The following is a 17885-nucleotide window of genomic DNA, read 5'->3' as shown; positions in this document are numbered from 1 at the left end:
AAATGCGGTGTCTAAAGCTGTTTTAATATTCATAAAAAAATCCGATGGCAAATGCTCATCGGATTCTTACATCTATAGAAGATCGGTCAACTGATCATTAAAATATTTCTTAACTGATCGGCATTAGCTATATAGCCCTTTTTTTTTATGCCTAAAAATTACTTTTCAGGAGGTCGATAACCTTCAATTTCTACGTCTTTGTCTTCAAACAAAAAGCCAACCATTTGCTCTTCTAAAAACGTACGGTGCTCTGGGTCCATCATATTTAAATGCTTTTCGTTAATTAGCATTGTTTGCTTATGCTGCCACTGGCCCCATGCTTCTTTAGAAATATTATTAAAAATTTTCTCGCCTAGTTCACCAGGGTATAACTGAAATCCAAGCCCTTCGGCTTCTTTTTGTAACTTTTGACAAAATACTGTACGTGCCATAATTGACTCTCTTAAGCGCTAAATGCTAATAGTTTAACCTATTGGGCTCATTTGTTTAACCAACTTTTTAGTCGGTGCGGCTAAACCCACCTCTATAGATTGATCGAGTGGGTACCACACAAGTTGTTTGTCGTTTACTACATCCGGTACGTTATTAATATTAAGCACATGTGGATTTATTGTCAGCTCAAAATGCGAAAACACATGAGTAAAAGGCGCTAACTCTTCCAGCTCGGTTTTTAAGCCTTGCTGATTTAAAAATAACACCATTTCGCTGTATTCGTTAAACTCAAAAAAGCCAAACAGACCGCCCCAAATACCGCTACTTGGGCGTTTTTCCATTAAAACTTTCTCGTTATGTTGAATAATTAATTGATGACAACTCTTTTTAGGAACTGCTTTTTTAGGTTTAGAATGAGGAAACTCTTTTACTTTACCGGCATTAAACGCACCGCAATCGCTATTAAGTGGGCATGCTTGGCAATCAAAGCGACTGCGGGAGCAAAGGCTGGCGCCCAAGTCCATCATGGCTTGGTTAAACTCAGTCACATTGTTTTTAGGGGTTAACTGGGTAGACAAATGCCAAAGTTGGTTTTCTACTTTTTTTACCCCATACCACCCTTCAACCATAAAATAACGGGCAAGCACTCGCTTAACATTACCATCTAAAATAGGGTGGTGCTGGCCAAGCGACAGCGATAATACCGCACCTGCGGTAGAGCGCCCTATTCCGGGTAAATCCATGACTTCTTCAAGTGTAGTTGGAAATTTACCTTGGTATTTATCTCGCACTATTTTGGCCGTTTTATGTAAGTTACGTGCCCGTGCGTAGTAACCTAAGCCAGTCCAATGATGCAGCACTAAGTCTTCATCTGCATTTGCTAAAGCTATGATATCAGGGAAGCTTGCCATAAACTTTTCAAAGTATGGAATAACCGTAACAACTTGCGTTTGCTGTAACATTACTTCTGACACCCACACTTTATAAGGTGTTTTACCTAGTTGCCAAGGCAATGTTTTACGCCCATGAAGGTGATACCACTGAACCACTTGGTTAGCAAATTTGTCTGACTGCTGTTTATTTAAATCCAACATATACTACTTTTACTCATGCTCAATAGCGGCTCAGTCTATTGCAGTTAATAAAAAGATCAAGCTATGAAGGCGCTATAACACGCAAATACTTGTGATTAGCTGCGTGGTCAGGGATAATACGCAACCATTTTTAAACACATTGTTTTTGTCAGGCCAATAATATGAGTGAATCAAGTAACAACAACCTTGAGCAAGCTAAGCAAGAAGGTAAGTATATCCGCACAATTCGCAGTTTTGTAAAACGCGAAGGCCGCTTAACTAAAGGCCAAGCTGCCGCAATTGAAAAATGCTGGCCAACTATGGGGCTTGAGCACAAAAACGGCCTACTCGACTTAGCCCAAGTATTTGGCAATAACAATGATGTAGTATTAGAAATTGGTTTTGGTATGGGCAAGTCATTAGTTGAAATGGCAAAAAATGCACCGCACCTAAACTTTATTGGTATTGAAGTACATCGCCCAGGCGTTGGCGCATGTTTAATGGATGCAGATGAAGCCGGTGTTACTAATTTACGTGTATTTGAACACGATGCGGTAGAAGTACTCGCTGACTGCCTTGCAGATGAAAGCTTAACAACGCTGCAGTTATTCTTCCCTGATCCATGGCATAAAAAGCGTCATCATAAACGCCGTATAGTGCAAACAGAATTTGCTGAAAAACTGCGTACAAAATTAAAAATTGGCGGTGTTTTTCATATGGCTACTGACTGGGAAAACTACGCCGAGCACATGCTAGAAGTTATGCAAGCAGCGCCTGGCTATAAAAATCAGTCATCTACCAACGACTACGTACCTCGCCCTGATTCGCGCCCACTAACTAAGTTTGAACAGCGCGGCCACCGTTTAGGTCACGGCGTATGGGACTTGATGTTTGAGCGCACAAAATAATTACACTAATTTACTAATCAATAATTTGTAAGGCAAAGCCATTTATGAGCGTATTAACCAACCCAAGTTTACTGTTACTTCGTAATAGCGAAGAACTAGTGGGAAAATCTATCTTGGTGGTCAACTTTGTTCAAGATGGCTTTTTAGCAGAGCTAAAGCAGCTAAATCCTCAAAGTGCCATCACCGCATTTAGTTATAACCATGCTAATGGGGAATTTGCTAAAAAAATAAATGGCATAAACGTGTGTGTTAACCATGAAATGGCCGCCAACGATTATGATTTAGTCATTCTTTACTACCCAAAATCAAAGCCTGAAGTATTAATGGCACTTGATAATATTCGCGCCGTTATTAACGAAAAAGCACAGCTACTTGTGGTAGGCGAAAATAAAAGTGGCGTTAAATCGATAGAAAAACAGCTCGCGGGCAAAGCGCAGTACAGTAATAAAATTGACTCTGCTAAACATTGTATTTTGTTCTCATTTGAGCAACTAGAGAACAATCCAACCTTTGAGATTAGCCGCTACCATAAAGCGTTTAGAGTAAATGTAGCCGGAGTAGAGTTTGATGCTATCAGTGTTCCGGGTGTATTTAACCACGGCGCTTTAGATGCAGGCACAAAAATGTTGCTAGAAAATGCCCCGACCACTAAACAAGGTAATGTACTAGATTTTGGCTGTGGTGCGGGCTTAATAGCCACTTTTTTAGGTATTAAAAACCCAGCACTGACTTTTACTTGCAGCGATGTCAGCGCACTTGCAACTTATGCTACTGAGCAAACATTAAAGCTTAATAATATTAAAGGCGGCACTATTTTAAGTGATGGCTTAAAAAATATTAGCGGCAAGTTTGATTTAATAGTTAGTAACCCGCCTTTTCATACTGGCATAGCGACCGACTACACAATTGCAGAAGCATTTTTATCAAATGCTAAGCAGCACTTAACCAAGGTAGGAAAGCTAAGCATAGTGGCTAATAGCTTTTTAAAATACCCGCCAATTTTAGAGGCGCAGTTTGGTAGCTTCCACACTGTGTACAAAAATAACAAATTTGCCGTTTACAGTAGCTAACTAATTATACTTAGTTAGGCTAAGTGTAATTAATACTTAGCCTAACTTTCGAATAAATATCAGAATTAATTTCACTATTTCCCTTCACTTTCTATGGTTTTTGCTAAACTAAAGTTCTAAATATAAATATTCATGCTTAGGCGACGCAGCAATAATGCCAAAAAAAGTACATCAAAAAAGTATTCGAAAAGCGCTGATCAACACCATCATGCTTATCACTGCTATTTGTTTAACTTTATCGGTTTCAATTTCCACTTATATGAGTGTAAAAGAACAAAAGGAACTGATCATAAACAAGCTCGTGATCCTTTCCGATATTGTTGCTTTTGATGCCGCAGGTTCATTGGTAAAAGACGACAGAAAAACAGAAGAAAAACGCCTAAAGTCGTTTGATAAAATCCCTCTTGTTAAAAACATTCATATTTACGCAATAGAAAAAACATCGAGTAAACCTGTATTTTTTATTAGCTTTAATGCTAAAAAAACCCCACCTGTTCCGCTGCGAGTAGACAGCATTAAAGAGCTTAACGAGCCAAGAGTGACCAACAACTACATTGAGCTAATAACACCTGTACTTAATAACGAGCAGGTGGTGGGTTACGTTTATATGCGTGGCAGCTTAGAAAGCCTAGATGAATTTATAAAACAAAAAATTATTATAGATATTTTCCTTACCCTGTTTATTTTGTTTTTTGTGTACTTTATAGCGATAAAAACACAAAAAAGTATCGCTAACCCTATTGAACACTTAAGTGTATTGCTACAAGACGTATCAAAAAATCATAACTATGACGTACGCGCCCCCAGCACCAGCGTAAAAGAGGTTACAGCCTTATCAAACAGTTTAAATATCATGCTTACTCGCACCCGTAAGCAAATAGAACGTCATGAAAAAGACAAACTAGAGATCAAACAACTCAACCAAAGCTTAGAAGAAAAGGTAAGCCAAAGAACAATAGCCCTGCGCGAAGCAAACCAAGAACTGCTTTCTACCCTTGAGCGAATGCATCAATACCAAGAACAAATAGTAGAAAACGAAAAAATGGCCTCTTTAGGGCAAATGGTAGCCGGCGTAGCCCATGAGGTTAACACCCCAATTGGCCTAGGTATTACTGGCTCAACCTTGCTGCGCGATAAACTTGCCGATATTCAGCTTAGTTTTGATAATAAGTCTCTTACTTCTAACCAATTAAAACGCTTTATTGACGAAGGTATCGAAAACCTTGATTTAATTTATAGAAACCTAAATCGTGCGGCCGACCTTATCTCTAACTTTAAAAAGGTAGCTGTAATTCAAGATGATGGGATTAAAACCCATGTAAACATCCATAGGTTAATATCTGATGTGTTAATGTCGATTCAATCAGAGTTAATAAAGTCAAAGCCTAACGTTGTGATCAATTGTCCGAGTGATTTAACCATTGAGAGTAAATCTGAGCCATTACAACAAATTTTCCAACAGCTTATTTTAAACTCTGCCATTCATGGTTTTAGTAATAGCGAAAATAACGAAATTAAGTTTGATATAGAAATAACAGGCCCACAAATAAAAATAATCTACACAGATAACGGCCAAGGCGTTGATAAAAATGTCAAAAACAGGATATTTGACCCATTTGTAACCTCTAAGCGAGGCCAAGGGGCAAGTGGTTTAGGCATGCACTTAGTGTACAACTTAGTAACCCAAGCATTAGGTGGGCATATACTGTATGACCTAGATGCAAAACCCGGCGTACGCTTTGTTATTACAATTCCATAAAAAGTGTTTAAAAAAAGAGTATTTATTTACGCTTTTTACTTGAATTACCATTTAATGGCCTTATAGAGAGAGCATGTGATATTTCATGTTTAATTATTTAACTTGATCTAATAATTAAGCGATACAATTTCTGAACTTTATTGCTTTTGCAGTATCACATACATTGATGAAAGGTTATAAAATGATATAATTCCGTTTTGAATTTGCGCGATTATTTTTAGTACCTTTAAGCGATTGGTGGATGTATCAATTATTAAAGGAAATGGCTTCGTTTTCATAATTCAAAAAGCTGCATCCGTTATATATCATTAAACAGTAGTTTTTGCACAATGCCTTTTGGTTAGTTTGGAACACCCCTACTGTTTTATTTTTATCCAACTTGTTTTTTCTTGTTAACATTTGGGTATAATCCTATAATCTCTAGTAATCGAATTATTTAGTTAAGATTCGATTTTTTGTAAATAAAATATTCCAAAAAGGTTAATTAATAATGCAAACGCCAGTCATTCTAATCGTAGAGGATGAAGACGTAACTCGACTAAACCTCGTGAGTTTATTTGAAGCTGAAGGTTACAAAGTTATTGAAGCCATTGATGGCGATGATATGCATGACAAGCTTACAAATAATGATGACGTCAATCTTGTAGTTATGGACATCAACCTACCGGGTAAAAACGGGCTAATATTAGCACGTGAATTACGCCAAAAACGTAAAGTCGGTTTAATCTTTTTAACCGGCCGTGATAACGATGTAGACCGTATTTTAGGTTTAGAAATTGGTGCTGATGATTACATCACTAAACCTTTTAACCCTCGTGAATTGACTATACGCGCTCGCAACTTAATTACCCGTACAGCGCTAGGCGGCGAAGAGTCAGTGCTAGAAACCAACGGTGTAATTACATTTAACGGTTGGGAACTTGACGAAAACAGCCGTTGTTTAACGTCACCAAATGGTGATGCTAAGCGTTTACCTAAAGGTGAATACAGAGCGCTGCGTTTAATGCTTGATTCTCCAGGGCGTATTTTTAGCCGTGAGCAACTTATTAAGCATATGACTGGCCGTGAGCTTCGCGCTAATGACCGCACAGTAGATGTAACGATTCGTCGTATTCGTAAGCACTTCGAAAGTGATAATTCTACTTCTGAGCTAATCAGCACCATTCATGGTGAAGGTTACCGCTTTATTGGTAAAATCGACGCTTAATTAGAGTAAACCGCTTACTCTAATAATTGTAAAAACGAATGAAGGGCAATTTGTCCTTCATTTATTTTATCTGCCAATGTATCTAACCACTCTCTTAGTACTTCATCTGATTCATCAAGCGCACCGTGTTCCATCTTTTTAGCATGTAACTGTACGTCGTTTAATCCTACAGAGCCCGCAGCACCTTTAAGCTTATGCGCCACCGATTTGTACTCTTCCCTGTCGTTTTCATTTAACGCGCTTTGCAGCTCTTGCTGATATTGCGGGTTTAGCTTTTCAAACAAACCACTGCTGCGCTTAAATACTTCAAGCCCCATAGAGTTTACAAAGTCTTCAATGGTTTCAACATCAAGCACACCTGCATTAATGCCCTCAAGCGCTTCTTTACTTACCGTTAGCAGCGGTTTGTCTGATTCATTTTGTTGAATATCAAACAAATCAGCCAGCATTTTATCAAGCTTTATTGTATTAATCGGTTTAGCAAGCGCCCCTTGCACCGAAATACCTTCTAAGTCTTCTTCGGCGCTACGTACATTCGCTGTAAGCGCAACGATAGGTAATTTATCAAAATGGCTATCGGCACGTATTTGTCTTGCCACCTCATCACCATTTATATCGGGCAGTTGCATATCAAGTAGTACTAAATCTAGCTCGTCTTCGGTTTCTACGAACGAGAGTGCATCTTCACCTGTTTCGGCCCAAATCACTTCATGGCCGCGCTGCTCTAACAGGTTTGTCGCAATTTCAGCATTTAATGGCACATCCTCTACAAGTAAAATATATAAACCTCTACCGGCATAGCTTTGTTCAGTAGGCGCTACACATAAGCTAAGCGGTATGTGTACTGTAAAGCAGCTGCCTTCACCTTCTGTACTGGTTACCGAAATAGTGCCTTTCATTGCACTGACCAACGCTTTGGTTACGGCTAAACCAATGCCTGAGCCAATCGCGTTTTTACCGCTTAAATCTGGGGCTTTGTAGTACATATCAAATATGCGCGAGAGTTGATCCTCTGGGATCCCCTGCCCTGTGTCTGATATCTTAAGTTCAAGCCACGGTCCATCGTTACGCTCTTCTCGGCTACATGTGAGTTTTACCTCGCCATGCTGGGTAAACTTAACGGCATTATTAATTAAGTTCCATACCACTTGGCGTAAACGCGTTGGGTCTAGGAGTGCGTAAACATCTAATGTGCCATTTCGCTCAATTGAAAATTCAAGCTCTTTTTGTTCAGCAATTAAACCGGCAAAGTTCACTACATCGTTAATAAAGTCTGAAACGTTAATAGAGTCGGTTGCTATATCTAACTGCTCTCGGTCTATTTTATCTAAATCTATAATATCGTTAAAAATATTACCTAAGGTTTCAGCGCTCGAAAACACCGTATTACACCAACTGCGTTGCTGCTTATTAAGCTCTGTATCAAGTAGCATTCGGGTTAAACCTACAATGCCATTTAATGGCGTGCGCAGCTCATGACTAAGCGTTGCTATAAACTTACCTTTATCCTTATAGGCTGTTTCAAGCGCTTGTGCTGCTTCTTTACGGCTGGTTATATCACGGCCAAATGCAAGCAAACCTATGTAGTCACCTTGATCGTTTATAAACGGTAATTTACGCAGCTCAAACCAACGGTTTTCACCATTAACCATATATTCAACATCAATTGTCAGCGCTTGATGCGTTTGCTCTACTTGTTTATCGGTTCTGAGTACTTCTGCTAAAAAGTAGCTCGGGAAAATTTGCTCCACTGTTTTACCAATTAGTTCAGCGCTGGTTTTGCCCATAACCTCTTCAAACATTTTATTACAGCCGGCAAACACGCCGTTGTTATCTCGGTAATAAAATAAATCGGGGGAAGAGTCGACAATAGAGCGAAGGAGCATGCCTTGCTGAGCAAGTTCTTGTTGTGTTTTTTTACGCTCTGCTATTTCGCGGCGGAGCTCTTCAATGGCGCGATGCTTGGCATGAAAAGCCATTTTTCGCTCATCTATTTCAATATTGAGGCGGTTGATATTATCTTTTAATGTTTGGTTTAACAGCTTTTCTTGTTTTGTGGCGCTGTCTAAATAAGCGTATGAGGCATCTAATTGTCTAATCGAGTTGAGTAAAATACTGATCATAAAAGGAGATACAACCGCGGTAAAAAATACCACAGCTAAAATATCAACTAAATTAACCTCACCCAGTGCCACATAATAAAACATACTCGACAATATAAGCGACACGCCTAATAAAAGCGCGTAGCACATTGCCGCGGTTTTTAACTCACCAAAGCGAGTTATTAAACTAGAAAGTACTCGAGCCCAAGGGCTCAAAGAAGAATCGGTCATAGGTCAGTGTATCTCGTTACTAGGCATAAATAAAAAGTGCCTATTAATAGTCAAACGCATTTTGCAGCAGATTTTAGCATTTTTCTATTAGCTATATTCATGTTGTGCGACAAAAACAGAAAATTTTCATGTTTACTTTTGCCTACTTGTTAAACTCATCATTTCAGCAATAAATTATTTAGTGTAAAATGCTGCGCTTTATTATGACCAATAACGAGTAGCGCACATGCAAACCAACATGCCCGATATAGCTGATACGGCTCCCGCCTTACAAACAGGTAAGTTAGACTGGGTTGGTATGGGCGAAATAGAACTGCCATTTATTTTTGAATCGAAAGATTTAGCACCCGTTACCGTTAACGCAAAAGCGCGTGCCTTTGTTAATTTGCATAAAGAAGACGCTAAAGGCATTCATATGTCGCGTTTATTTTTAGCGCTTGATTTACTCTCTACAGAGCAACAAGTTAACCCACAAACTTTAGCTCAAGCACTCGATACCTTTATCACCAGCCACGAAGGATTAAGTGACAAAGCCCAAATAGAGTTTAAATTTGAGTTACCGCTGCGTCGTAAATCGTTGTTAAGCGGTAAAGCAGGTTGGAAAAGCTACCCAATTACCCTAACCAGCACTATTGAAAATAGCGTAATTAGCTACGAGCTAAGCGTTGATGTTACTTATTCATCAACCTGTCCATGCTCTGCAGCACTTGCTCGCCAACTTATTCAAAATGCTTTTAGCGAAAAGTTTAATCAAGAAACACTTAATCAAAAAGATGTTTTAGCATGGCTAGGCACAACGCAGGGTATTGTGGCAACGCCTCACTCACAGCGTTCAATTGCAAACGTTAAAGTAAAGCTAGACAACACGATTAGTGAATTTGACGTAGTAAATTTAATTGATACATTAGAAGCTGAGCTAAAAACCCCGGTACAAGCGGCAGTAAAACGTGAAGATGAGCAAGAATTTGCCCGCCTTAACGGTCAAAATTTAATGTTTTGTGAAGATGCTGCACGTAAAATTAAAGCGGTTCTTGAAAACGATAACTTTAGTGATTACTGGCTGCAAATTAATCATTACGAATCACTCCATGCGCATGATGCAGTCGCGATTGCCGTTAAAGGAATTGAGGGCGGTTACAAAGCCTAACAGCCCTGCTGCATCAATAATAAATACATACGGTAATTAGCCATAACAACCAATTTTTAGGCACGTAAATTGCTTTACTTGAGCAGTGTCAATTTGTTGTTATGGAGTTACCGTATGGAATTCGCTTTATTATCAATTTTAGTATTAGTGGTTGGGGCCTCTGTGGTTGCGTCAAAATTTAGTGATGATGGCGGCAATCCCTATCCTTTTACCCGCAAACAAACCGTGTTTACACAGGTTGAGGGTGCATTTTTAAATCTTTTAGAGCGTGCGGTAGGCGATCAATACAAAATTGTGAGCCGCGTCAAACTCATCGATGTAATCGACTGCAAGCAAGGCCTTTCTGCTAAATCAAAACGTGCAGCTTTAGCTAAAGCTAAAAATAAGCAACTCGATTTTGTGCTGGTAGATAAAGAAAAAATGACGATAGTGGCTGCGGTCGATTTAGTTAACAACGCCAATAAAGATGGCCACAAAGCCCAGCGCGACTGGTTTGTAAACGGCGCTTTAGAATCTGCTGGCATTCCACATATTCGTATGAAAGTAAAATCAGGCTACCGCCCTTCTGAGGTGCGCGATGCAATTATGTTTAAATTAGGCAAACCTGCAGCGGTGCAATCGGCTCGTCCAACACGTAATCGTGTAAGTAAACCTGCGGTATTGTCACCTTCTCAGGCTAAAGCGCAAACCACTGCGTTAGCCGAAATTTAAAATAGAATTAAATACTCTCCTAAAAGTATTTAAAGCGAGCCGTAAAACAGCTCGCTTTTTTGTTTTTTATTGCTAACTTCACGTATAATCTACGTATTCAAACTCAGGAATCAAACACTATGAATGTTGGTATTATTGGCGCAATGGAGCCAGAAGTTAAAATTTTACGTGAAGCAATGCAAAACCCACAAGTGCTAACTAAAGCAGGGTTTACCTTTTACACAGGCGAATTAGCGGGTAATACAGTAACACTTGTGCAATCGGGTATTGGTAAAGTGGCATCAACGATTGCAACCACGTTATTAATTGATAACTTTAATCCTGATTGTGTTATTAACACAGGTTCTGCCGGTGGCTTTGATCCCTCTCTAAGTGTTGGCGATGTTGTTATCTCTTCAGAAGTACGCCATCACGATGTAGATGTAACCGCTTTTGGCTACGAAATCGGCCAAGTTCCACAAATGCCAGCAGGCTTTGCCGCACACCCAAAACTAGTTGAAGCTGCCGAGCAAACCATTGCGCAAATTAGCGAAGTAAAAACCTTAGTAGGCTTAATTTGTACGGGTGATTCATTTATGTGTGATCCAGTGCGAATTGATAAAGCACGCAGCGACTTTCCTACAATGCTTGCAGTAGAAATGGAAGGCGCATCTATTGCACAAACGTGTTTTGCGCTTAATACGCCATTTGTGGTTATTCGCTCTATGTCTGACATTGCCGGTAAAGAGTCGCCGCAATCGTTTGAAGAATACCTAGAGACTGCATCAATCAATTCATCAAAAATGGTTGTTGCACTATTGGAAAAACTAATAAAAGTTACGCTGTAAATGCTAAGCAATATCGTTCAAAACCATTTGGACTTTATTGCCTTTTTTGTGGCGCTCATTGCTGAGCGCTTTTTCCCGTTAAAAAGCTGGTATCACCCTAATACAGTATTAACCGCTGTATTTAGTGCTATAGGAAAACGGGTTTATAAACCAAGTGAGCCTAAAAGTTACCTTTATTTAGCCTCCACTCTTGCCTGTGCGCTAGTTTTAAGCGTTATTCTTATTATTATTGTGTTACTGCTTGAATTTGCCTTTTATCCTGAGCTGCTCGCGGGCCTCATTTTATATTTGTGCCTAGAAAGCAAAGCGATTGAAAAAAAAGCCCTGCGTGTTGCAAAGTTAGTAAAACAAAACCAAAAATCTACCGCGCGTGAACTCGTAAAGCCACTGCTTGCCCGAGAGGTCAATAAGCTCTCAGCAACAGGTATTATTAAAGCCTTAATTGAAAGCTTAATTTTACGAGCTGCCCGTAATTACTTTACCGTTATATTTATATTTTTATTACTTGGGCCAATTGCCACTTTAGCGTATCGGCTACTGACTTTAATGCAGCATGCTTGGCGCGCCGATATATCACCTAATAGCCACTTTTTAAAACCGCTTAAAATACTTTTGTTTATAATCGAATTTATCCCCGTACGCTTACTTGCATTAACCATTGCCGCAAGCAAAGCCAGTAAACAAAGTATGCATTACATAAAGCACTATGGCAGACACTTTTATCAAACAAATACAGGGTGGATTTTAAGTGTGTGCTCCGCCTCTATTGGCGTACAGCTAGGCGGCCCTGCGGTTTATTTTGGTAAGCGTTTTAATAAAATGCGTATTGGAACCGAGCGACTCCCAAAAGCCGAAGACGTACCCGTGATTATAAATAGATTAAATCAAGCGCGTGCATTTTGGCTGTTAGTCATTATCAGTATTGAGATATTAAAGCTGATTTAGTGGTTTTTTAGCAGCCAAAATACGCGCACAAAAAAACCAGCCTAAGCTGGTTTTTTAGTTTTAACTGCGCTTACGCTACAGTAATGTTGGCAAACTTACGCTTACCTACTTGGTAAATAGCGGTCGTGCCTTTTGCTACTTCAAGTTTTGTATCAGTGATTTTATCTTCACCGTTAAGTTTTACTGCACCTTGCTTAATCATGCGCATTGCTTCAGAAGTACTGGCTACTAAATTAGCTTCTTTAAGTAAGTTAGCAATTAAAATACCTTCTTCTGCAATCGTAATTGTCAGCTCAGGGATTTCATCAGGTAGCGCTTTTTTCTGAAAACGTTTGATAAAGTCATCGTGTGCGGCTTGCGCAGCTTCTTTACTGTGAAAACGTGCAATTAACTCTTTCGCCAGCTCAATCTTAATATCACGCGGGTTAGTGCCCTGCTCTACGCGTTGTTTTTGCGCTGCAATTTCTTCGATTGATAAGCTGCTTAGTAAGTCGTAGTAGCGCCACATAAGTACGTCGCTAATCGACATTACTTTACCAAACATATCGTTTGGCGCATCAGTAATACCAATGTAATTACCAAGCGACTTAGACATTTTTTGAACGCCGTCAGTACCTTCAAGCAATGGCATCATTAATACTGTTTGAGGCTTTTGACCTTCTACTTTTTGAAGCTCGCGGCCCATTAAAAGGTTAAAGCGCTGATCAGTACCACCAAGCTCTACGTCTGACTCAAGTGCAACCGAATCCCAACCTTGTACGAGTGGGTATAAAAATTCGTGAATTGCAATGGGTTGGCCGCTGCCGTAACGCTTTTTAAAGTCGTCACGCTCTAGCATACGCGCTACAGTTTGATTAGCTGCAAGTTTGATCATACCTGCGGCACCCAGGTTTTCCATCCACGAAGAGTTAAAGGCTACGGTGGTTTTAGCTGGGTCTAAAATCTTAAAAACTTGCTCTTTATAAGTCTCAGCATTGGCAAGTACATCTTCACGGGTTAGTGGTTTACGTGTTACATTTTTGCCTGTTGGATCGCCAATCATGCCGGTAAAGTCACCAATTAAGAAAATAACCTCATGACCTAAATCTTGAAAGGTTTTCATTTTATTAATTAGTACAGTGTGACCTAAATGTAAGTCTGGCGCGGTAGGATCGAAACCGGCTTTAATTTTTAACTTTTTGCCCGACTTTAGTTTTTCAACTAATTCGTCTTCAATTAATATCTCTTCTGCACCGCGTTTTATCTCTGCTAGAGCGGTTTGTAAATCCACTGTGTATTACTCCAAAATTCTGCCAACGAAGGGGCAACTAGATGACTTGCTACATAAGGGTTTAAAACAGATTTAAACCAAAAGCACTTATGTTGCTAACATAACAAATTTCTACCTAATTAAAACAATTTTTTATGCGAATAATGCAACTAAACTCAATAAGCTTAGTCTCACTGTGTTAGACAATTAGAAATGGTGTTTAAACGCCGATTTTAGCGCACTTTAGAATCAGTTTAAATCGATAAACTTAAACAACTATAAATTGTCATTTTACTAACATTTGCGGGGCTTTTAGCTTTATTTACTAGTATTCGTACCTTATTACGTATATCCTGCATTAATATATATTTTATTTTCACGACAGCAGAAAAGGCACGTTATGGTTCACGTGGTTAACACGCTTCCCAAAAAACACAAATTGCTTATTCTAGGTTTGGTTTCTGCTATTGTTGGCTTAGCCTTTCTTCCTTCAGAAAAAGCGACTGCATCCAAAGACAATAGTGCAAATGCACTAGAAATTGGTAAGCGTTACGAGTTACAAGTTAAAGTTGAAGACAACGAAAAATTAACTGAATTAAATTCGCCAGAAGCAGCAGAAAAGCTGCCAGAATACGACTTAGTCGATCATCAAGTTAAAAACGGCGATAATTTAGCAATTATCTTCAAGCGTGCTGGCTTTTCAGCGCAAACGCTTCACAAGCTAATTAACACCAATGCTGAAACACGCAAACTAACTAAAATTCATCCAGGTGAAATACTTAGTTTTGCAACAGCAGAAAACGGTGATTTAGCTCAGCTTCGTTATGTTATTTCAAAAACAGATACTTTGTTTGTTACCTTAAATGACGAAGGTAATTACGACACATCAATAGATAGCAAAGAAATAGAAACACTGAGCAAAACAGCCGGTGGCGAAATTTCTAGCAGCTTTTGGACCTCAGCAATTGCTGCAGGCTTAAGCGAGCGCCAAATAATGAACTTTGCTGATATATTTGGTTGGGATGTGGATTTTGCCAACGATATTCGTAAGGGCGATCAGTTTGGACTAATTTACGAGTCGCATTATGTTGATGGCGAGTTTATTGGCACTGGTAAAATTATTGCTGCAGAATTTATAAACCAAGGCCAGCGTTATGCGGCTATTCGCCATACCGACGGCAGCTTTTATACGCCTGAAGGGCGCAGCATGAAAAAAGCATTTTTACGTGCGCCGGTAAACTTTAAGTATATTAGCTCGAGCTTTAACCCACGTCGCTTACACCCGGTAACAGGGCAAGTAAGAGCGCACCGTGGTATTGATTACGCAGCACGTACAGGTACACCGGTTGTAGCCTCGGGTAACGGTAAAGTAATTAAAGCAGGTTACAGTAAGTACAATGGTAACTACGTATTTATAAGCCATGGCACACAGTACGTAACTAAGTACTTACACCTTAACAAAAAGCTTGTTAAAACAGGCCAAAAGGTTAAACAAGGTGACAAAATTGGTACCGTGGGTTCTACCGGCCGTGTAACAGGCGCGCACCTACACTACGAATTTTTAGTAAATGGTGTACACCGTAATCCTAAAACCGTTAAGTTACCTAAGTCTGAGCCATTACCACGCTCTGAACTTGCTAAGTTTAAACCTATTGCCGAAAACTTTATTGCACAGCTTGAACGCAATCGCGAACTTCAGCTAGCACTTAAGTAACGTATAAGTTATAGATACTAAAAAAGCCTTTGCAGGGTCAACCTGCAAAGGCTTTTTTGTGTTTTTTATTAATTTATTAGTTCATTAATACATAAATTAGCTGTACGACTAAAGAAACCATAACCAGCGGCCAAATATATTTGCTGTATTTAGTTGCGCCATTCAACCTCATTTTACCTTGGTACTTTTCAAGCAAAGGTATCAGCACCGCTAGAGCGACAAACAAGCAAATTAAAATAACAAATATATTCATTCCTAAACCTTAATTATGGTAATTCATGGCCTTTGGCGCTTACATACAATGCATACCAATGTTCGCGACTTAACGTAACATTTAGCGCACCGCATGACGCTGCAATACGCTCAACGTTCGTTGTGCCAATAATTGGCTGTATTAATGCAGGGTGGCGTAATAACCAAGCTAAAACAATCGCCTCAGGCGTTGTATCGTAAAGTGCAGCAAGCTTATTTACGAGTATGCTGGTATTTATGTCGGCTTGCGATGCATTTGTTAAATCGCCCCCTGTGTATAGCCCTTGGCATAAACTTCCCCAGCTTTGTATTTGAATATCAAAGTGGCGGCAATACTCTACACTGCCCGGTGTAAAGTTAAGATCTTTTCCATCTGCATTACCTGCATAAACACCTTCATCAACAAATTGGTGTTTTTGTAAACTTGCTTCAATTTGATTAGCAACAATAGGCATATCTAGGGCATGTTGTAAAAAGTTCATTTGGTGCTGCTGCATGTTTGATACGGCAAAATTACGTACTTTGCCGCTTTCTTGTAGGCAGCTAAATACTTGTGCAATTTCTTCGACTTCCATTAACGGATCAGGGCGATGAAGCATAAGCACATCAAGGTAATCGGTGTTTAAACGTTTAAGTGAACCTTCAACTGACTCTTCAATCCACTTGGCCGAAAAATCGTAACGTTTAGGGCCTTTATCATCTTCAAAGCGTATACCGCATTTAGATTGAATATACATGTGCTCGCGCAGCTCTGGTCGCTCAGCTAGTGCTTGGCCAAATACCTGCTCGGCTTTACCAAAGGTATAAATATCGGCGTGATCAAAAAAGTTAATGCCGCCAGCTATGGCTGCATCAATACACTCGTGAGTTTGCTTTAAGTGAGCCTTAGTAATGGCGTCTTTATTCCAACCGCCGCCTAGGCCCATACAGCCAAAAACGAGTCTACTAACATGAGGTAAATGTTTTGCCAAAGGGGTGTGAAGCATGATGACTATCCTTATTAGTGTGCATAGCTCTCACTGTAAACAAAAACACGTCTGCAAACAAACTTTAATACGTGCAGTTTTATAGGCATAAAAAAAGCGCAGTAAACTGCGCTAATCGGTTGGATTAAATCCTAAATACTAGCCAACAAGCGCCAGTAATATACCTGCGGCTACGGCACTTCCTAGCACCCCAGCTACGTTTGGCCCCATAGCATGCATAAGTAAAAAGTTATGTGGGTTATTCTCAAGCCCAACTTTATTAACTACACGCGCCGCCATCGGTACTGCCGATACACCCGCAGCACCAATTAAAGGGTTAATAGGTGTTTTAGAAAGCTTGTTAAGGCCTTTTGCCATAAACACACCCGACGCTGTACCAATAGCAAATGCCAGCGCACCGAGCACCAAAATACCAATGGTTTCTACAGTTAAAAACTGATCAGCCGCTAGTTTAGAGCCCACTGCCAAACCTAAAAATATCGTGGTTATATTAATAATTTCGTTTTGGGCACTGTTACTAAGCCTATCCACAACACCAGACTCACGCATTAAATTACCTAAACAGAACATGCCTACCAGGGGGATAGCCGCTGGTAAAAACATAGCGGTTAAGCTCAGTACCATTAAAGGAAATACTATTTTTTCTTTTTTAGATACTTTGCGCAGGTCTGGCATTTTAATAGCACGCTCATCAGGTGTAGTTAATACGCGCATAATTGGCGGCTGAATAATTGGCACTAACGCCATGTAAGAATAAGCAGCCACCGCAATGGCACCTAGTAAATCAGGGGCAAGCTTAGATGCTAAAAATATGGCTGTAGGGCCATCGGCACCACCAATAATGGCAATGGCTGAGGCATCTTGTAAGCTAAATTCAAAGCCAGGTACATAGTTTAATAAAATTGCCCCAAACAAGGTGGCAAAAATACCAAACTGCGCGGCTGCACCCAGTAATAACATACGCGGGTTGGCAATAAGCGCACTAAAATCGGTTAGCGCCCCTACTCCCATAAAAATTAATAAAGGGAAGATCCCCGTATCAATACCTACGTAGTACACGTAATAAAGCAAACCACCTGGGTCAGAAAGCCCAGCAACCGGAATATTAGTCAGTATTGCGCCAAAGCCAATCGGCAGCAGTAATAGGGGTTCAAAGTTTTTAGCAATGGCTAAAAACAACAACAAACACCCTACCGCAATCATTATTAAGCCAGGAAACGTAAAGTTAGCAATGCCGGTAGCATGCCAAAGGTTTAAAAGACCTTCCATTAA

Annotated in this window: 16 protein-coding genes; 9 read left to right on the top strand and 7 right to left on the bottom strand. The window is 39.8% G+C overall.

Annotated features, from left to right (window positions below; translation table 11 throughout):
• Nucleotides 1-158: 158 nt before the first annotated feature.
• Nucleotides 159-431: an oxidative damage protection protein gene (locus tag PSI06_RS15265; protein ID WP_004587535.1), complete on the bottom strand. Its 273-nt coding sequence runs from the start codon at nt 429-431 to the stop codon at nt 159-161.
• Nucleotides 432-464: 33 nt separating this feature from the next.
• Nucleotides 465-1526 (bottom strand): A/G-specific adenine glycosylase, encoded by a 1062-nt coding sequence (gene mutY / locus PSI06_RS15260; protein WP_273604180.1) that lies wholly within the window; start codon nt 1524-1526, stop codon nt 465-467.
• Nucleotides 1527-1687: 161 nt separating this feature from the next.
• Here mutY and trmB point away from each other — a divergent pair, with 161 nt between their 5' ends.
• From trmB to arcA, 4 genes are all read left to right on the top strand, one after another.
• The gene (trmB, locus tag PSI06_RS15255; protein WP_024031613.1) at nt 1688-2413 is read left to right on the top strand and encodes a tRNA (guanosine(46)-N7)-methyltransferase TrmB; all 726 of its coding nucleotides are present in this window, start codon (nt 1688-1690) and stop codon (nt 2411-2413) included.
• Nucleotides 2414-2457: 44 nt separating this feature from the next.
• Complete coding sequence (locus PSI06_RS15250; RefSeq protein ID WP_273604181.1) at nt 2458-3483, top strand: methyltransferase; 1026 nt, start codon at nt 2458-2460, stop codon at nt 3481-3483.
• Nucleotides 3484-3637: 154 nt separating this feature from the next.
• Entirely contained in the window at nt 3638-5242 is a 1605-nt protein-coding gene (locus PSI06_RS15245) for a HAMP domain-containing sensor histidine kinase (RefSeq protein WP_138578541.1), read from the top strand.
• A 490-nt stretch (nt 5243-5732) separates the two neighbouring features.
• Nucleotides 5733-6449 carry a two-component system response regulator ArcA gene (gene arcA, locus PSI06_RS15240; protein ID WP_004587530.1) on the top strand — a complete coding sequence of 239 codons (717 nt, stop codon included), beginning with the start codon at nt 5733-5735 and terminating at the stop codon, nt 6447-6449.
• A 14-nt stretch (nt 6450-6463) separates the two neighbouring features.
• Here the strand turns inward: arcA and arcB are convergent, their stop codons facing one another.
• On the bottom strand, nt 6464-8782 hold the full coding sequence (arcB, locus tag PSI06_RS15235) for an aerobic respiration two-component sensor histidine kinase ArcB (protein WP_273604182.1): 2319 nt from the start codon (nt 8780-8782) through the stop codon (nt 6464-6466).
• Between the two features lie 226 nt (nt 8783-9008).
• Between arcB and folE2 the strand changes: the two genes are divergently transcribed.
• The 4 genes from folE2 to PSI06_RS15215 all read left to right on the top strand — a co-directional run bounded on the left by folE2 (nt 9009) and on the right by PSI06_RS15215 (nt 12412).
• Nucleotides 9009-9929, top strand: coding sequence for a GTP cyclohydrolase FolE2 (gene folE2, locus PSI06_RS15230; RefSeq protein WP_055254809.1), 921 nt, complete (start codon nt 9009-9011; stop codon nt 9927-9929).
• A 114-nt stretch (nt 9930-10043) separates the two neighbouring features.
• Nucleotides 10044-10640 carry a DUF2726 domain-containing protein gene (locus PSI06_RS15225; RefSeq protein ID WP_024031608.1) on the top strand — a complete coding sequence of 199 codons (597 nt, stop codon included), beginning with the start codon at nt 10044-10046 and terminating at the stop codon, nt 10638-10640.
• A 119-nt stretch (nt 10641-10759) separates the two neighbouring features.
• Nucleotides 10760-11467, top strand: a complete 708-nt coding sequence (gene mtnN / locus PSI06_RS15220) for a 5'-methylthioadenosine/S-adenosylhomocysteine nucleosidase (protein WP_273604183.1) — start codon at nt 10760-10762, stop codon at nt 11465-11467.
• Nucleotides 11468-12412 carry a cobalamin biosynthesis protein CobD/CbiB gene (locus PSI06_RS15215; RefSeq protein ID WP_273604184.1) on the top strand — a complete coding sequence of 315 codons (945 nt, stop codon included), beginning with the start codon at nt 11468-11470 and terminating at the stop codon, nt 12410-12412.
• 70 nt (nt 12413-12482) lie between these two features.
• On the opposite strand, the gene tyrS is transcribed toward PSI06_RS15215, so the two are convergent.
• The gene (gene tyrS, locus PSI06_RS15210; RefSeq protein ID WP_273604185.1) at nt 12483-13682 is read right to left on the bottom strand and encodes a tyrosine--tRNA ligase; all 1200 of its coding nucleotides are present in this window, start codon (nt 13680-13682) and stop codon (nt 12483-12485) included.
• 379 nt (nt 13683-14061) lie between these two features.
• On the opposite strand from tyrS, the gene PSI06_RS15205 reads away from it, so the two are divergent.
• Complete coding sequence (locus PSI06_RS15205) at nt 14062-15375, top strand: peptidoglycan DD-metalloendopeptidase family protein (RefSeq protein ID WP_004587523.1); 1314 nt, start codon at nt 14062-14064, stop codon at nt 15373-15375.
• Nucleotides 15376-15451: 76 nt separating this feature from the next.
• On the opposite strand, the gene PSI06_RS15200 is transcribed toward PSI06_RS15205, so the two are convergent.
• The 3 genes from PSI06_RS15200 to PSI06_RS15190 form a co-directional block, all read right to left on the bottom strand.
• Complete coding sequence (locus PSI06_RS15200; RefSeq protein WP_273604186.1) at nt 15452-15628, bottom strand: hypothetical protein; 177 nt, start codon at nt 15626-15628, stop codon at nt 15452-15454.
• A 13-nt stretch (nt 15629-15641) separates the two neighbouring features.
• On the bottom strand, nt 15642-16613 hold the full coding sequence (locus tag PSI06_RS15195) for an aldo/keto reductase (RefSeq protein ID WP_273604187.1): 972 nt from the start codon (nt 16611-16613) through the stop codon (nt 15642-15644).
• 138 nt (nt 16614-16751) lie between these two features.
• Nucleotides 16752-17882, bottom strand: coding sequence for a sodium ion-translocating decarboxylase subunit beta (locus tag PSI06_RS15190; RefSeq protein ID WP_273604188.1), 1131 nt, complete (start codon nt 17880-17882; stop codon nt 16752-16754).
• Nucleotides 17883-17885: the final 3 nt, after the last annotated feature.

Source organism: Pseudoalteromonas sp. GABNS16E (genome assembly GCF_028598715.1).
Taxonomy (GTDB): Bacteria; Pseudomonadota; Gammaproteobacteria; order Enterobacterales; family Alteromonadaceae; genus Pseudoalteromonas; species Pseudoalteromonas atlantica.
This window is presented reverse-complemented; position numbering and strand designations above follow the sequence as displayed.

Excerpts from the sequence above, each read along its gene's own strand:
- PSI06_RS15265 (WP_004587535.1), bottom strand. The coding sequence starts at position 431 with ATGGCACGTACAGTATTTTGTCAAAAGTTACAAAAAGAAGCCGAAGGG.
- mutY (WP_273604180.1), bottom strand. The coding sequence starts at position 1,526 with ATGTTGGATTTAAATAAACAGCAGTCAGACAAATTTGCTAACCAAGTG.
- trmB (WP_024031613.1), top strand. The coding sequence starts at position 1,688 with ATGAGTGAATCAAGTAACAACAACCTTGAGCAAGCTAAGCAAGAAGGT.
- PSI06_RS15250 (WP_273604181.1), top strand. The coding sequence starts at position 2,458 with ATGAGCGTATTAACCAACCCAAGTTTACTGTTACTTCGTAATAGCGAA.
- PSI06_RS15245 (WP_138578541.1), top strand. The coding sequence starts at position 3,638 with ATGCCAAAAAAAGTACATCAAAAAAGTATTCGAAAAGCGCTGATCAAC.
- arcA (WP_004587530.1), top strand. The coding sequence starts at position 5,733 with ATGCAAACGCCAGTCATTCTAATCGTAGAGGATGAAGACGTAACTCGA.
- arcB (WP_273604182.1), bottom strand. The coding sequence starts at position 8,782 with ATGACCGATTCTTCTTTGAGCCCTTGGGCTCGAGTACTTTCTAGTTTA.
- folE2 (WP_055254809.1), top strand. The coding sequence starts at position 9,009 with ATGCAAACCAACATGCCCGATATAGCTGATACGGCTCCCGCCTTACAA.
- PSI06_RS15225 (WP_024031608.1), top strand. The coding sequence starts at position 10,044 with ATGGAATTCGCTTTATTATCAATTTTAGTATTAGTGGTTGGGGCCTCT.
- mtnN (WP_273604183.1), top strand. The coding sequence starts at position 10,760 with ATGAATGTTGGTATTATTGGCGCAATGGAGCCAGAAGTTAAAATTTTA.
- PSI06_RS15215 (WP_273604184.1), top strand. The coding sequence starts at position 11,468 with ATGCTAAGCAATATCGTTCAAAACCATTTGGACTTTATTGCCTTTTTT.
- PSI06_RS15205 (WP_004587523.1), top strand. The coding sequence starts at position 14,062 with ATGGTTCACGTGGTTAACACGCTTCCCAAAAAACACAAATTGCTTATT.
- PSI06_RS15200 (WP_273604186.1), bottom strand. The coding sequence starts at position 15,628 with ATGAATATATTTGTTATTTTAATTTGCTTGTTTGTCGCTCTAGCGGTG.
- PSI06_RS15195 (WP_273604187.1), bottom strand. The coding sequence starts at position 16,613 with ATGCTTCACACCCCTTTGGCAAAACATTTACCTCATGTTAGTAGACTC.
- PSI06_RS15190 (WP_273604188.1), bottom strand. The coding sequence starts at position 17,882 with ATGGAAGGTCTTTTAAACCTTTGGCATGCTACCGGCATTGCTAACTTT.